The 13,547-nt window shown below is 69.4% G+C and carries 11 protein-coding genes and 1 pseudogene; 6 read left to right on the top strand and 6 right to left on the bottom strand.

The window, feature by feature from the left end; genetic code table 11:
• Window positions 1–117: 117 nt before the first annotated feature.
• Window positions 118–843 (bottom strand): MerR family transcriptional regulator, encoded by a 726-nt coding sequence (locus ABZS69_RS42340; RefSeq protein ID WP_355382453.1) that lies wholly within the window; start codon window positions 841–843, stop codon window positions 118–120.
• Between the two features lie 60 nt (window positions 844–903).
• Here ABZS69_RS42340 and ABZS69_RS42335 point away from each other — a divergent pair, with 60 nt between their 5' ends.
• Entirely contained in the window at window positions 904–1,596 is a 693-nt protein-coding gene (locus ABZS69_RS42335) for a hypothetical protein (RefSeq protein ID WP_355382450.1), read from the top strand.
• Between the two features lie 110 nt (window positions 1,597–1,706).
• On the opposite strand, the gene ABZS69_RS42330 is transcribed toward ABZS69_RS42335, so the two are convergent.
• The 3 genes and pseudogenes from ABZS69_RS42330 to ABZS69_RS42320 all read right to left on the bottom strand — a co-directional run.
• Window positions 1,707–2,948 (bottom strand): hypothetical protein, encoded by a 1,242-nt coding sequence (locus tag ABZS69_RS42330; protein WP_355382447.1) that lies wholly within the window; start codon window positions 2,946–2,948, stop codon window positions 1,707–1,709.
• Complete coding sequence (locus ABZS69_RS42325; RefSeq protein ID WP_355382445.1) at window positions 2,945–3,415, bottom strand: SigE family RNA polymerase sigma factor; 471 nt, start codon at window positions 3,413–3,415, stop codon at window positions 2,945–2,947. Before ABZS69_RS42325 ends, ABZS69_RS42330 begins: the two co-directional genes overlap by 4 nt.
• 186 nt (window positions 3,416–3,601) lie before the next feature.
• A pseudogene (locus ABZS69_RS42320) lies at window positions 3,602–3,734 on the bottom strand (IS5/IS1182 family transposase); the annotation flags it as partial.
• A 452-nt stretch (window positions 3,735–4,186) separates the two neighbouring features.
• Between ABZS69_RS42320 and ABZS69_RS42315 the strand changes: the two are divergent.
• Entirely contained in the window at window positions 4,187–4,585 is a 399-nt protein-coding gene (locus tag ABZS69_RS42315) for a hypothetical protein (RefSeq protein WP_355382442.1), read from the top strand.
• An 85-nt stretch (window positions 4,586–4,670) separates the two neighbouring features.
• Here the strand turns inward: ABZS69_RS42315 and ABZS69_RS42310 are convergent, their stop codons facing one another.
• Window positions 4,671–5,738, bottom strand: a complete 1,068-nt coding sequence (locus tag ABZS69_RS42310; RefSeq protein ID WP_355382439.1) for a hypothetical protein — start codon at window positions 5,736–5,738, stop codon at window positions 4,671–4,673.
• 561 nt (window positions 5,739–6,299) lie between these two features.
• Between ABZS69_RS42310 and ABZS69_RS42305 the strand changes: the two genes are divergently transcribed.
• Entirely contained in the window at window positions 6,300–7,634 is a 1,335-nt protein-coding gene (locus ABZS69_RS42305) for a cytochrome P450 (protein ID WP_355382436.1), read from the top strand.
• On the opposite strand, the gene ABZS69_RS42300 is transcribed toward ABZS69_RS42305, so the two are convergent.
• The gene (locus ABZS69_RS42300) at window positions 7,564–10,419 is read right to left on the bottom strand and encodes a BTAD domain-containing putative transcriptional regulator (RefSeq protein WP_355382433.1); all 2,856 of its coding nucleotides are present in this window, start codon (window positions 10,417–10,419) and stop codon (window positions 7,564–7,566) included. The genes ABZS69_RS42305 and ABZS69_RS42300 overlap by 71 nt on opposite strands.
• 190 nt (window positions 10,420–10,609) lie before the next feature.
• On the opposite strand from ABZS69_RS42300, the gene ABZS69_RS42295 reads away from it, so the two are divergent.
• The 3 genes from ABZS69_RS42295 to ABZS69_RS42285 are packed head-to-tail and all read left to right on the top strand — an operon-like array spanning window position 10,610 to window position 13,294.
• Window positions 10,610–11,419 (top strand): ABC transporter ATP-binding protein, encoded by an 810-nt coding sequence (locus tag ABZS69_RS42295; protein ID WP_355382430.1) that lies wholly within the window; start codon window positions 10,610–10,612, stop codon window positions 11,417–11,419.
• Window positions 11,397–12,254 carry an ABC transporter permease gene (locus ABZS69_RS42290; RefSeq protein WP_355382427.1) on the top strand — a complete coding sequence of 286 codons (858 nt, stop codon included), beginning with the start codon at window positions 11,397–11,399 and terminating at the stop codon, window positions 12,252–12,254. Before ABZS69_RS42295 ends, ABZS69_RS42290 begins: the two co-directional genes overlap by 23 nt.
• Before the next feature lie 14 nt (window positions 12,255–12,268).
• On the top strand, window positions 12,269–13,294 hold the full coding sequence (locus ABZS69_RS42285; RefSeq protein ID WP_355382424.1) for an ABC transporter substrate-binding protein: 1,026 nt from the start codon (window positions 12,269–12,271) through the stop codon (window positions 13,292–13,294).
• Window positions 13,295–13,547 lie beyond the last annotated feature (253 nt).

The following is a 13,547-nucleotide window of genomic DNA, read 5'->3' as shown; positions in this document are numbered from 1 at the left end:
CCGGATCGCAGTTCCGTTCGGCGGGGAGGCCGGCCTGCTCGAGCGCGGTCACGGCCTCACGACCTCATGGCGTTCTGCGGGGCGTGGGCGTGGGCGTGCGGCGACAGCGAGGAGCGGTCAGGCGGCGCGGATGCGCCGCAGCGGGTTCACGGGTACCTCGAGGACGATGGCGTGAGCGCCGTCGGCGTCGATGAGGTGCTCTTCCACGGTGGGGCCGGTGACAGCCAGGCGGTGGCGGTGCAGCCAGCCGAACAGGTCCTGCCCGGCGCGGACCACCCCTGCTGAGGGTGGAACGACGGCTCGTACGACGGTGCGGGCAGGCAGGGAGAGCTGCTCGCCGGCGCCGTCGGTGGTCACCGCGGCGGCGAAGCCGCCCGTCGGCTGCCCGCGAAGCCAGGTCAGCAGGGCCGCCGGTGGTGCCGGGCAGACGGCGGCCAGTTCGGCGGGATGGTCGAGGCGCATGCGGCGGACGCGTAGTCGACGCGGGTCCACCGCGGTCTGCTGCGGCAGGATCGACATCGGCACGGCGAGGTGGTCCTCGGCGTGAGCCGCGGTCGCGGCCAGCGTGGCGATGTCACGCCTGAGGTTCGCCACGATCTCGGTGAGCGCCTGCCGCAGCTGCGTCTCGGGAGCGTCCAGCAGATCGGCGATCTGGCGCAGCGGCAGGCCGAGACGCTGCAGCCCGCGGATGCGTTCGAGCCGGGACAGCTCGGCCACGCCGTACCAGCGGTAGCCGGTGGTACGGTCGACCGCGGCGGGAACCAGCAGCCCGATCTTGTCGTAGTGGCGCAGGGTCCGTTCGGACACGCCGACCATGCGCGCCAGTTGCCCGATCCGCCACATGGTGTCCCCTCTCCTGGCGGGTTGACCTTGTCCCTGCGTCAGGGTTCTACCGTCACGGCCATGACTGATCCGAACCCTCGGCGCCGGCTCACCGGTGTGCTGCTGTTGACCTCGTTGGTAGCCATGATCGCCGGTACGGCCATCGTGGTGCCATCGGGGTTGACCCTGAGTCCGTCCGACCCCGGTGCCGCGCTGGACGCGGTGAGCGAGAAGGTCGGGCTGCACCTGGCCGAGTTGGCCTTCGACGTGCTGGGCTGGCTGGCACTGACCGCGGCAGGGCTTGTGATGGCTGCTCGCCCGGCCGAGACGTCAAGGCCGTATCTGGTGACGCTGGCCGGTGGCCTGCTGGCCGGCGCCGGGCTGGCCGGACTGCTTCATGATGCCGGAAACCTGGCACTGACCCAGTTGGCCGCCCGCCCGACCGCCCCGGCGGCCGCCACAGTGGCCCTGGCCGTCCTGCTCACGGCCAAATGGGCGGTCAATCTGGCCGGGCTGCTGTGGGTCGCCGCCACCGCCGCCGGCGCGGTGGGCATCCCGATGCCCGCCGGGCTCCGTGTCGCCGGCCTGATCGCCGCACTTATGGGCCTGGCCGCCGTCGTGCTTCCGTGGACGACCGGGACCGACGGCCCCACGGGGGCACTGGAACAGCTCGGGTACGCGCTCCACCTGCCCGTCATGATCTGGTACGGGGTCCTGGGCCGGCGGTATCTGCGCAGACAGCATGCGGTTGTCGCTGCTCTTGATCAACGGTGATGATTATTGGTGGCCATGAGTGACCGTCCGTCACTCCGCAGGGCCGAATTTCTCGCCGACGGCCGTCTTGAGCTCCTGAACATTCGCGAAGGTCCGCATGGTCCCGAACGCTATTTCGCGGGCGGGACGGCTGCCAGGTTCAGCACCGTGAACGTGCCGGGTTCGCCGACCCAGTAGATGATCGTGCTGGGCTCGGAGGAGGTGCCCACGCCGTACGACCCCGCGCCCTCGCCGATGGTGGCGGCCACCTCGCCGGTGGCGGCGTCGTAGACGGTGCCACCGGCGAACAGGAACCGGTCGAGGATCGGGAACCGGGTCAGCGTCGAGGGGTCGCCGAGGCCGTCGAGGGCGATCGTGTTCGTGCCGTCGAGGTACTGCACGAACGACTCTTGCCCGTTACGCCCGAAGCACCAGGAGAGTCCGCACCGCAGGCCCTGCGCCGACGCGGGCGCCTTGATCTCGGTCTGCGTGGCCCGCGCCAGGTCCACGAGCTTGGTCTGGTTGCGCTCGTGCCCCTCCCCGCCGCCGGCCACGTCCACGGCGTACGGCCATTTCATCAGGTGCAGCCCGTCGCCGCCGGGCACGCGCGCCGCCTCGCCGCCCGCGACGGGGATGCTCCAGACGCCGCCGGAGAGCTCGGACCAGTAGACGTGGTCGCCGTCGACGCTGATCGCGTCGATCTGCGCGTGCTTCCCGGTGAACGTGCCGAGCAGCCTGGGCTTGCCACCCGCCAGCGGGACCGTCCAGATCTCGCGCACGGCCGCGCCGTCCTTTTCGCCGTACGCGAACCAGGCGAGGCTCTGGCCGTCGGTGGTGGCGGTCTGCGGGAAGTAGCGGTCGAACCCCGGCGTCCGCGGCACCCTGGTGACCACGCGCGACTTGCCGGTCGCCGAGTCGTACACTTCGAACTTCCCGGCCTTCTCGAACGACGACTCGGCGCTGAGCAGCACCTCCGTCGCGCTGAGGGCGGTGATCGGACGATAGCGCCAGCCATCGGCGTTCTTGGCGGGCATCGTGAAGACCGCGCCGGGCCAAAGCTTGCCGGCGTCCACGACCTTCGAGCGCGCGGGCGGGGAGAGCGCCACGCTCGGGGGCATGGTGGTGACGGAGACTGTCATGTCCGTGGGAGACGCCGCCGACACGCCGGCCTGGCCCCCGCCGGAGAAGACGCCCCTGATTCCCACCGCGCCCCCACCCAGCACCGCCACCACGGCCCCGGCCGCGAGTATCTGCATGCGCCGCTGGTGCCTGCGACGCCTGCGCGACGCAAGGGCTGCCAGCAGGTCGACCTCTTGCGGCACCCGCTCCGCCGCCGACCGGAACGCGTCGGTCAACTCGTTTTCTGTCCTCACGATCGTCCCCTTTCAAGCATCGCCGGCTTGATCCGCAGCGTGTTGAGCGCCCGGAACGCCTGGCTGCGCACGGTTCCCCGGGAGATCCCCAGGATTTCGGCTATGTCCTGATCCGGCAGGTCCTCGTAGTAGCGCAGCACCAGGACGGCACGCTGCTTGCGCGGCAGCGTGGCCAGCTCCTTCCACAGCTCGCCGTAGGAGTGGCTGTCGGTGTAGGAGCCTTCTGGTACGTCGTCCGTCAGGTGCTCCCTGCGCCGCCTGCGCCACCAGCTGATGTGCTGCCGGGCCATGATCGTACGTACGTACGACTCCGGATCGTCCTTGTTGCGGACCCTGCGCCAGCTGTCGCCCAGCTTGAGCAGTGCCTCCTGTACCAGGTCGGCGGCGTCGTCGGCGTTGCCGGTCAGCACGTGGCCATATCTGAGCAGGGCGGACCCGCGCGCCCGGACGAAATCCTCGAACTCCACACCTCCAAGACGCCTCCCGAGGCCGGGCCTGTTGCAAAGACCTTTGCTCGAAATCAAAGAGGGCGCCTGAAGTGCGAAGTTTGTGATTGATTGCCGGTTACGTATATCGCCAGGTTGGGATGGCTTCGCCTGTTATGCGTCGGGCGGGGTTGTCGATGGACGCCAATCGGATCAGGCGGCGCCGTGGTCTGGCCGCGTCTCGTAGTCGCGGGCCAGTCGGCGGTGGAGCATGAGCCGGCCGAAGGTGCGCTCGGCCACCCAGCGGCGCGGCAACGCGGTGAATCCCCTGGTGGTGGGGGTCTCGGCGGACGACTTCGACGTCGATGCCGAGGGCGGTGGTGCGGTAGGCGCTGTCGGCCCAGGCATTGGTGAGTTGGCGGCGACCTCGGTGAGGAGAGGCAGGCCGGGGCCGGTCCCGCAGTCTTTGCGTGATGAGGCGGCGGAGTTGTTCCGCCGGGTCAAGTCGGCGCCCGAACTCCAAGAGGAGGACGGATGGCGCGCGCACGAAGCCGGTTGAGCGTCGCGAGGTCGCAAGTACGCCATCGGCGCTGTGGCCACGGCGCTGCGCTCGGTGCGCCCTGCCATCGTTCTGACGTCTGGCGAGGACGACATGAGCAAACTGTGCGGGAAGGCAGTGCAGGTGGTCCCTGTCTGAATGGATGGCCGGGTTCGTCGTCATGGGTCTGGAATTCGAAACGGACCAGCCGGTTAGCATGGTTCATTCGCTGCGGAGCATGGCCGCAGGAGTTTGTCTTGGGGCAGAATGATCGTGTGACGAAGGTCATTCCGGCCGAGCAGATGCCGGCCACGGTGCGAGCCGCCAGGGTGATCATGACCCTGCAGTTAGGCGTCAGTCTTCTCCTTTTCGCCATGATGTTGCCGGCTGCGGTGGCTGCCTTCGGCAACCCGGTACTTCTCGGGGTGTTGCTCCGGCTCTTCTTGGTCGTCGTGCTCCTGGGGTGGCTGGTATTTCGCTGGTCGTCACGCAGGAAGTGGGTGCGCTGGTGCGCTGTGGCCATTGAGGCGGTCGCGGTCGGCAGTTACCTCATCACGGCCGCCATCGACGGCGAGTTCGGTTGGAGGACACTGATCGACCTGGGCACCGTCCTGCCGCTCGCGATCGTCATCACGTTGTTCACGCCTGCGGCAACACGCTGGTTCGACCGCTGACATTCAACATTCGGCTCATCCTGGCCGGCTGGTCGGACCGGCTCGGCGCGGGCGGTCGTCGACGGTTGCTCTGCTTTGGGGCCGTTCACTGCCACCAGTGTGAATAGGGCTCCCGTAGCTGGGTCTCGAGGATCTCGGTTGCCGACTTCTTGGGCAGGATCGGGTCGGGGGACGACTCTTTCCAGGGATTGTCGAACAGCCAGGAGAACGGCTCGTTCTTTTCCAGGCGGTCGAAGTACGTGCCCTCTTCGTCGTGATAGAGGTCGGCGTATTCGACGTAGGCGATCTGGGGCAGCAGCATTTCGGCGTCCGCGGGGATCATGTCGTAGCAGAGGCCCATCTGCTGGTTGAACTCGCGCAGATACTGGCGGGCGCGCTCGTCGTCCTCGTTGTCCTTGCCGCCGGCCCACTCCCACAGGTCGTCGATCTCGAAGTCGCCGACGGCCTTGGCGCAGTTCTCCTTGTACCGCCAGTAGAACTCGCCGAACGAGAGGAGCACGTCGCCCGTCCGGCCCGCGTCGTAGGCGAGCGTCTTCGTGCTGCCGTGCAGCATCCTGAGCGCCTGCTGGCACAGCTCTGCCGCCTCGCTGCCCCAGATCTGGGCCAGTGCCTTCGAGTGCCCCTCGATGGCGGCGGCCGCGCCGGACATCCGGTCGGCGAAGTTGTGAAGCACCACGCCGAGGTCCAGGAGACGCTCCGGATGACTCCGGTCGAAGAACTTCCTGACGCCGGCCGCGCTGTTGGACGAGACGTCCTCTTCCTGCCACGGCTCGGTGTCGGAGGGAGGCCGGGTACGGCCCGGATCCTGCTGCCCGTGGATAACCTTGCGCAGCTTGTCCAGACGGCGGTCGAGGATTCCCTCGGCCGTGTCGTAGTTCATGGCGGCGACGTACACCAGTTGGCCGAAGCCCTCGTACGACTCGTGGAATGCCTCCGACCGTTCCTTGAGGTGGGAGAACTTCCGGTCGAGCGCGGTCATCATCCGGTCCGCGGACGCCCATGCGCCGTCGAGATCGGTGCGCGTGACGTTGACGGGGGAGTACGCGCCGAATTCGGTCCCCCAGACGAAGTGTCCGAAGGCCGCGCTCGGCATGCGATCCGAATGCTTTCCGTCGCTGACGGAGGTCTTCGTGCCGAGGGCGTCGATGACCATTTGCTTCGAGCGCTTCTTGAGCTCCGTCCGGTTGACCTCTATCCCGTCCGCAGGCGCCGGCCAAGACCGGTCCAGCTCAAGCCCGTTGTGCCACTGCCTCCATGGTTCGGAGCTCGGGGGGTCCTGCATGAGCGTGTCCTTCCGGCGCTACGGGCCGATCATGACGGCCGAAGGGAACGTCGCCGCCGTTGCCGCCTACATACATGTTAGGCATAGCTGTAATCGTCCCGTCAAGATCGCGTAACCGGCGACTCGCCGGGTCTTCACTATGGATCGCTCCAGGCTGGGGAGGTCTGAGGTCTCTGGCGTTCATGGGTGATCCGCCTGCCGACAGCGGGATCAGGTGCGGCGCCGGCGCAGGAGCACAAGGGTGTCTGCTGGGGCAGGCGGTTTTCATGCGGAGATCATGCGCCCCGTGATCGATCGTGGTCAGTGACGTCAGTCGCGCTACGGAGGTTACGCATGAAGCACATCCGACACGCAGCCGTCCGCCTCGTGGGCCGGGTCCGCATGGGAGGCATGTACACCTACTGGAACTTCTTCAACTAAGAGGGCCGACGAGTGACGCATGCAGCTGGTTCGGAGCGGCCTGCCGGGCCCCGAGGGCACTGGTTGTTCGGCAACACCGAGGAGTACGACCGGGACAGGAACGCTTTCCTGGAACGGTGTCACCGTGAATACGGGGACGTCTTCTCGTTCGACGCCCGCACGATCGTGGTGTCCTCACCGGATCAGGTGCATGCGTTGCTCACCAGGACCAACAGCGACTTCCTGGCCGAGAACTCGCCGCTGGCGGGAAGCGTGGACACCGAGCAGATGGCGGCCGACGCCGAGCTGTGGACCACGACCCGCCGCGCGGGCTGGCAGGGTTTGCACAGGAGGGTCGCGCAGGCGCACGCCGAGCGGTTGCGTGAGATCTTCCTCAGGACGGTCGGTGAAGGGGAGATGGACGTGCTCCCCACGATGGCCGACTTCTTCGGCCGGGCGACCGCCGACTTCTGCCTGAGCGCCGACGCGGCAGGCGTGCCGGAGACGCTGGCCGAGAACGTCGCGGCCATCGATCCCCTGTCGCGCGACTCGCTGCAGCTCCCGCCGTGGTGGCCGTCGCGCAAGGTGCGGCGTTTCGCCCGCTCCCGCAAGCGGCTCCTGACGCTTATGGCCGACATCGTGCGCCGTCGTCGTGGTGCGTCCGGTGCCTCGTCTGCTGAGGACCTCCTCGGCGTGCTGCTCGCAGCGGGGGCCGCGGGCGCCTTAAACGCCGAGGGAGCCGCAGGAGGTCGGCAGTTGTCCGATCTGCAGATCGAGCGGTTCCTGCGTGGCATCATGCTCGCCGCCCTGGGCGTCCCGGCCGCCGCGCTCACCTGGATCGTGTACGAGCTCAGCACGCGCCCGGACTTCCTGGCCAGGCTGGAGGAGGAAGCCGCCGCGGCCGGCGACGTCCCGGTCATGGGAGACCTGCCGTACACGGAGGCGTTCGTCAAGGAGGTGCTCAGGCTGTGGCCGCCGACCTGGCTGATCGGCCGGACCGTACGCCGGGAGACCGAGCTCGACGGCTGGCGGCTCAAGACGGGGGACCAGGTGCTGTTCAGCCTGTATCGGCTGCATCGCGATCCGCGCTGGTGGTCCGACCCGGACCGGCTGCTGCCGGAGCGGTGGCTGGATCCGCGCACCGTGCCCGTCAGGCACACCTACCTGCCTTTCGGTGCCGGGCCACGGGTGTGCGTGGGGACCCAGCTCGGCATGATGCAGCTGACGTTGGCGACGTCCTGGCTGGTCAGCGGCATGAGCATCACGCCGTCGCAGGAGGCGGCGATCGTGCCCGACTTCAGCGGTCTGCTGGTGCCGCGTGACCTGAGGGTCCGGCTGGAGCGGCGGGCCGTACGGCAAGGCGCCTGATCTTCTGCCGGACGTCCTCGGCTTCGGCCGCGCGGTGCTGCTTGTGATAGAGGTCGAGCGCCCGCTGCCAGGCGTCGCGGGCGGCGGCGAGTTGCCCCATCTCGTGGTGGACGTCGCCGATGCGGGCGAGGGTGTCGGCGCCCTGGTAGGCGTTGCCGAGTCTGTCGCGCAGTTCGAGGCATCGGCCGTAGTAGTCGAGCGCCTGGTCGTGCCGGCGCTCCCAGTGGGCGATGTAGCCGAGGCTGTCGAGCGTGGCGGACTCGCCGTTCAGGTCCTCGTGCTTCTGGAACAGCTCCAGAGCCTGCTCGCAGTACGACCGCGCCTCCGGGTACCGGCCGAGCTTGACGTGGCACCAGCCGGCGGCGCTGAGCGCGTTGGCCTCCCAGAGGGGGTCTCGGAGCTCCCGCTGGAGGCGCAGGGCGGTCTCCACGTGCGGGATCGCGCGCTCCGGCTCGCCCTGCGCGAGCCAGGCGAACCCGAGGGTGTGGCTGGTGTGCGCCTGCCCGGCGAGGTCTTCCTCCTGCTCGAACAGCTTGTACGCGAGCAGCAGATGTTCCAGGCCGTCGTCGGCCCGGGAGTCCTGCGCGTAGGCGTACCCCAGATACCAATGGGCGAGGGCCCGCGTCCCCGGGTCTCCGAGCCGCTCGGCGGCGGCCAGGGCCGTCTCCCAGGACAGGATGCGCTGCTCGTGCTGGCACCGCTTGTGGTACGTGTCCGTGGCCCACGCCAGCCGCCAGACGGCCGCGTCCATGCCCAGCCGCACGGCCAGCCGCTGAACGGCCATGAGGCTGGATTGCTCGTCCTCGAACCAGGCCCAGGCCGACGCCGCGTCCTCGAACTCATCCTCCACGGGTTCGGCGGAGATCCGCTCGGCCAGCGGGCGATTGGGGTTCAGCAGCCGTTCGCCGGCGCGGGCGGTGTGCACGTAGGAGCCGACCAGGCGGGTCAGCGCCTCCACCCGCTCGTGCTCCGGCCGATCGGACCGCGCGCGTTCGGCGGCGTAGAGCCGGACCAGGTCATGCGTGCGGTAGCGCCCCGGGCGGTGCTGGTGGACCAGGTTGGCGGCTTCGAGGTGCTCCAGCGCCACCCTGGTGCGGGCGGCGGGCAGGCCGGCGAGCGCGGCGGCCGAGCGCAGGCTGACGTCCGGCCACGGCGCCAGTCCCAGGAGCGTGAACAGCCGGGCGGTGGTGGGGTGGAGCGCCTCGTACGAGGAGGTGAACGCGGCCCGGAGGTCTGTGTTCAGATCGCCGGTCCGCAGGGCGTCGAGGCGGGTGGCGGGGCTGCTCAGCTCCCCGGCGAGGACGGACAGGGGGAAGCCGGGGTGCATGGCGGCGCGCGCGGTGAGCACGCTGATGGCCAGGGGGAGGCCGCCGCTGTGCTCCACGAGGACGGCCGCGCTGTCGGGATCCGCGTCGATCCTCGCTTCACCCAGGTGGTGGCCGAGCAGGCGGCGGGTCTCGGCGGGCGTGAGCGCGTCCAGCCCGATCAGGCTCACACCGTGGGTGGCGATCAGGCCAGGGAGGAGGTTCCGGCTGGTGATCACGACGACGCAGCTGGGGCTGCCGGGGAGCAGCGGCTCGACCTGCGCCGTGTCGCGGGCGTTGTCGAGGACGACGAGCAGGCGGCGGCCCGCGACCAGCGAGCGGTAGAGCCCGGTCTGGGCCTGCTCCCCGGCGGGGACGGCCGCCGCCGGGACGCCGAGGGAGCCGAGGAAATGGCGCAGCGCCACCTGCGCAGGCAGGGGTTCGCTGGTCGGGTCGAACCCGTGGAGGTTGACATGGAGCTGACCGTCGGGGAAGAGGCCGAGGTTGCTGTGCGCCCAGTGCAGGGCCAGCGAGGTCTTCCCCATTCCGCCGGTGCCGCTGATGGCGGCGATGGTCACGCCTTTGCCGGTCCGGTCGCGGGCGAGGCGGTCCAGCTCGGCGCGCTCGCGTTCGCGGCCGACGAAGTGCGGGGGCGGAGCGGGTAACTGCCGGGGGACTGGCGGGGCCGCCCCCGGAGCGGCGTCGGAGGTTTCCTGTTCGAGCATGGGGTCCGAGGTGAGGATCCGCTGGTGGAGCCGTTGCAGCTCGCGTTCGGGCTCCAGCCCCAGCTCCTCGGTGAGCCGCTGCCGCAGCCTGCGATAGACCGCCAGCGCGTCGGCACGCCTGCCGCTCCTGTGCAGGGCCAGCATGAGCTGTCCGTGCGCCGCCTCGCGCAGGGGATGATCCGTGGCGACGGTGGTGAACTCGGTGATGGCTTCGGCGTGCCTGCCCATCGCGAGCAGGGCCGAGCCCCGGCCCTCCACCGCTTCCAGCCGCAGCTCCTCGAGCCTGGCCACCTCCGCCTGGACGAAGGAGCCGTCGATCCCCGCCAGCGGCGCGCCGTGCCAGAGGCCCAGCGCCTCGTCGTAGCGGGTCACCGCGGTCTCCTGGTCGCCGCCGGCCGCCGCCTGCCGGGCCCGCGCCACGCAGTCGAGGAACGTGGCCAGGTCGAGCTGGTCGGGCGCCAGCCGTACGACGTACCCGGGCCGCTGCGTACGGATCAGATTGTCCCCCGCGGCGACGCACGTCTTCCTGAGGTCGGAGATCAGCATCCTGACCCGGGAAGCGGGCGAGCTGGGCAACGGCGCGCCCCACAACGCCTCCGCCAGCCGCTGGACCGACACCACGCGGTTGGCGCTCAGCAGCAGGATCGTCAGCAGCGCCCCCTGTTTGCCGGTCAGTACGAGGTTCCCGCTGTCGGTCTGGAGCTCCACCGGCCCGAGAACGCGGAATCCGGCCCGCGTACGACCTTCAGAACGCACCGGCGACCTCCAGCTGAGCTGCCGAACCGGACGGAGGGGCATTTGTCAGGATAGTCGAGACTTGATCATCCTTCCTGGGCGACCGGAAGCGCTACTTGGCGATTCTTGACCGCTGTTGTGGAATGTAGGCGGGCATGCTTGTCAACTGGCGGAGCCGGGGGCCGGCCCCGTGAGGAGAGGGGCGGCGAGGATGGCAGGTGGCTCCCCGGCCGTGGAGCTGGCAGGAGTGTCCGTGGCGTACCGGACCAACGACGGCACGGAATACACCGCGGTACGGGACATCGACCTGGCCGTCCCCGCCGGCCGGTTCGTGTCCGTGGTGGGGCCGACGGGGTGTGGCAAGTCGACGATTCTCAACGTGGCCGCCGGACTCTTGAGGGCGAGCAGGGGAGAGGTCCGGACGGCCGGCCGGCGGCTGAGCGGTCTCAACACGGACGCGGGCTACCTGTTCCAGCAGGACGCGCTGCTTCCGTGGAAGACGGTGCTGGACAACGTCGCGTTCGGGCTGCAACTGCGCGGGGTCGCCCCGGCCGAGCGCGCGCGTAGAGCCGCGGAGTGGCTGCGGCGGGTCGGGTTGTCCGGTTTCGAACGCGCCTATCCGCACCAGCTGTCAGGCGGCATGCGCAAGCGCGCCGCCGTCGCCCAGACGTGGATCACCGACCCCGACCTCCTGCTGATGGACGAGCCGTTCGGCGCTCTCGACGTGCAGACCCGCCAGATCATGGAGAACGAGCTGCTCGCGCTGTGGACGGGGTCGGGGAAGACCGTCGTCTTCGTCACTCATGACCTCGACGAGGCGGTGTCGCTGTCGGACGAGGTCGTGCTGCTCTCGGCCGGTCCGGAGAGCCGCATCATCGGCCGCTACCCCATCGATCTGCCGCGCCCCCGCGACCTCATGAACATCCGCACGCGACCGGAATTCACCGAGGCGTACGCCCGCGTCTGGGCCGACCTCAGGGAAGAGGTGATGAAGGGCTATGAACGCACCGTCCGCGGCTGAATCCGCGGTCGACGAGGGCGGCAGCGAGACCGCCGCGCGGGTCGCGCCCGGGTTCCGTAGGTGGGTGCGCCGGCGTGCCCTCGTCGTGCGCGGTGCCCAGACCCTGCTGGGCGTGGTGGTCGTGGCCCTGTGGGAGCTGCTGGTCCGGCTGCGGGTGATCGACCCGTTCTACTTCAGCCGGCCGTCGGACATCGCGCTCCGGGTCCGTGACTGGTTCGCGGGCGGCGAGATCTTCGAGCATCTGCGGGTCACGCTCGTCGAGGCGTCGCTGGCGTTGCTGATCGGCGCCGCACTCGGGCTCGGCGGCGGATTCGTGCTCGCCCGGGTCACGCTGCTCGCCGACATCCTCGATCCCTACATCAAGATGCTGAACGCGCTCCCGCGCGTCGTGCTGGCACCGATCTTCCTGCTCTGGTTCGGCCTGGGCATCTGGTCGAAAGTCGCCTTCGGCGTCACGCTCGTCTTCTTCATCGTCTTCTTCAACACCTACCAGGGCGTACGGGACGTGAGCCCCGTCCTCGTCGACAACGCGCGGATGCTCGGCGCGAAGGAGCGGCAGCTGATCCGGCACGTCTTCCTGCCGAGTGCGCTGACGTGGATCTTCTCCAGCCTGCACGTGAGTGCCGGGTTCGCCATCGTGGGCGCCGTCGTCGGCGAGTACCTCGGCTCCTCGCGCGGCATGGGCTACCTGATCTCGCAGGCGGAGGGCGTCTTCGACACCACCGGCGTGTTCGCGGGCATGGCCGTGCTGTCCGCCGTGGTGCTCCTGCTGGACCTGGTCGTGCACCGCCTCGAACGCCACCTGCTCCGCTGGAAGCCCGACGTCGCAGCCTGACCCTTGGAGGAACCATGCACTCTTGGCGCAGGCTGCTCGTCGGGGCGGTCGCGGGCGTCCTGGCCCTCGCGCCGAGCGCCTGCGGCGGTGGCGGAGGAAGCGCCGGCGGGGTGACCATCGGCGTCGGCGGCCAGTCCCTGCTCGTCTACCTGCCCACGACCCTGGCCCGGCAACTGGGCTACTACCAGGCCGAGGGGCTCGACGTGCGGATCGAGGACCTGCAGGGCGGCTCGAAGGCCCTGCAGGCCCTGCAGGGAGGCAGCGTCGACGTGGTCAGCGGGTTCTACGACCACACCATTCAGCTGCAGGCCAAGCGGCGGGAACTCACGGCCTTCGTCAACATGCTGCGCTATCCGTCCCTGGTGCTCGCGGTCTCGCCGAGGACCACCAGGGACATCCGGTCGATCGGCGACCTGAAGGGCGCGACCGTGGGCGTGACCGCGCCAGGGTCGTCGACGGACTTCTTCCTGAAGTATTTGCTGGTCAAGCACGGTCTCAAGGCCGATGACGCCGCCGTGCAAGGGGTTGGCGGCGAGGCCGCCGCGGTCGCCGCGATGGAGAACGGCAAGGTCGACGCCGCCGTCATGATCGACCCGGCCTTCTCGTTCCTGCAGAAGCGCGCCGGGGCCGACAAGGTGCGCGTGCTGAGTGACACGCGCACCGTGCGGGGTGTGGAGCAGGAGTTCGGGGTGTCCACCTACCCCGCCGCCGTCCTGTACTCGGCCTCGGACTGGGTCGGGAAGAACAAGGAGACGGCCGCCAGGCTCGCTCGGGCGATCAAGCGCACGCTGGAGTGGGTGCAGCGGCATTCGCCGCAGGAGATCGCCGCGAAGATGCCCGCGGAGTACGCGGCGGGTGACGCGGAGGTCTACGTGCACGCGATCGAGCGGGCCAAGGCCGCGTTCTCCCCTGACGGGACCATTCACCTGGAAGGCGCCGAGGCGGTCTACGGGGTGCTCAGGCGGTTCAGCCCGGACGTCGCCGGCGCGAAGATCGACCTGAAAAGGACCTTCACCAACGAGTTCCTCGGGGCCGGGTGACGATCGGGCTGCCTTACGGCAGGGAGGCGCCATCCACTTCCGCGCGGAGCGCCCGTGGCCTGTGGGGAAAGGTGCCGGATTCGTATTGAGGGGCCCAGGTCAATTAGCGTGGCGAGGTCTCCGCCCGACCTTCGGAGTTTACTTTGCTGTCATCCGGATCTTTCATTATGAAATGAGTACGGCGCCGGCCGGTGTCGGCCGCTGAATCACCGTCCAACCTTGGACCCGCAGGTGGACAGGGGGATTCGGGCGG

The organism is Nonomuraea sp. NPDC005650 (assembly GCF_040605375.1).
GTDB lineage: Bacteria > Actinomycetota > Actinomycetes > Streptosporangiales > Streptosporangiaceae > Nonomuraea.
Note: the sequence above shows the minus strand (reverse complement) of the source record. Positions and strands in the feature narration are given on the sequence as shown.

Coding starts and splice junctions, on each gene's coding strand:
- ABZS69_RS42310 (WP_355382439.1), bottom strand. CDS start 5,738: ATGGTCATCGACGCCCTCGGCACGAAGACCTCCGTCAGCGACGGAAAG.
- ABZS69_RS42335 (WP_355382450.1), top strand. CDS start 904: ATGACTGATCCGAACCCTCGGCGCCGGCTCACCGGTGTGCTGCTGTTG.
- ABZS69_RS42285 (WP_355382424.1), top strand. CDS start 12,269: ATGCACTCTTGGCGCAGGCTGCTCGTCGGGGCGGTCGCGGGCGTCCTG.
- ABZS69_RS42340 (WP_355382453.1), bottom strand. CDS start 843: ATGTGGCGGATCGGGCAACTGGCGCGCATGGTCGGCGTGTCCGAACGG.
- ABZS69_RS42295 (WP_355382430.1), top strand. CDS start 10,610: ATGGCAGGTGGCTCCCCGGCCGTGGAGCTGGCAGGAGTGTCCGTGGCG.
- ABZS69_RS42290 (WP_355382427.1), top strand. CDS start 11,397: ATGAACGCACCGTCCGCGGCTGAATCCGCGGTCGACGAGGGCGGCAGC.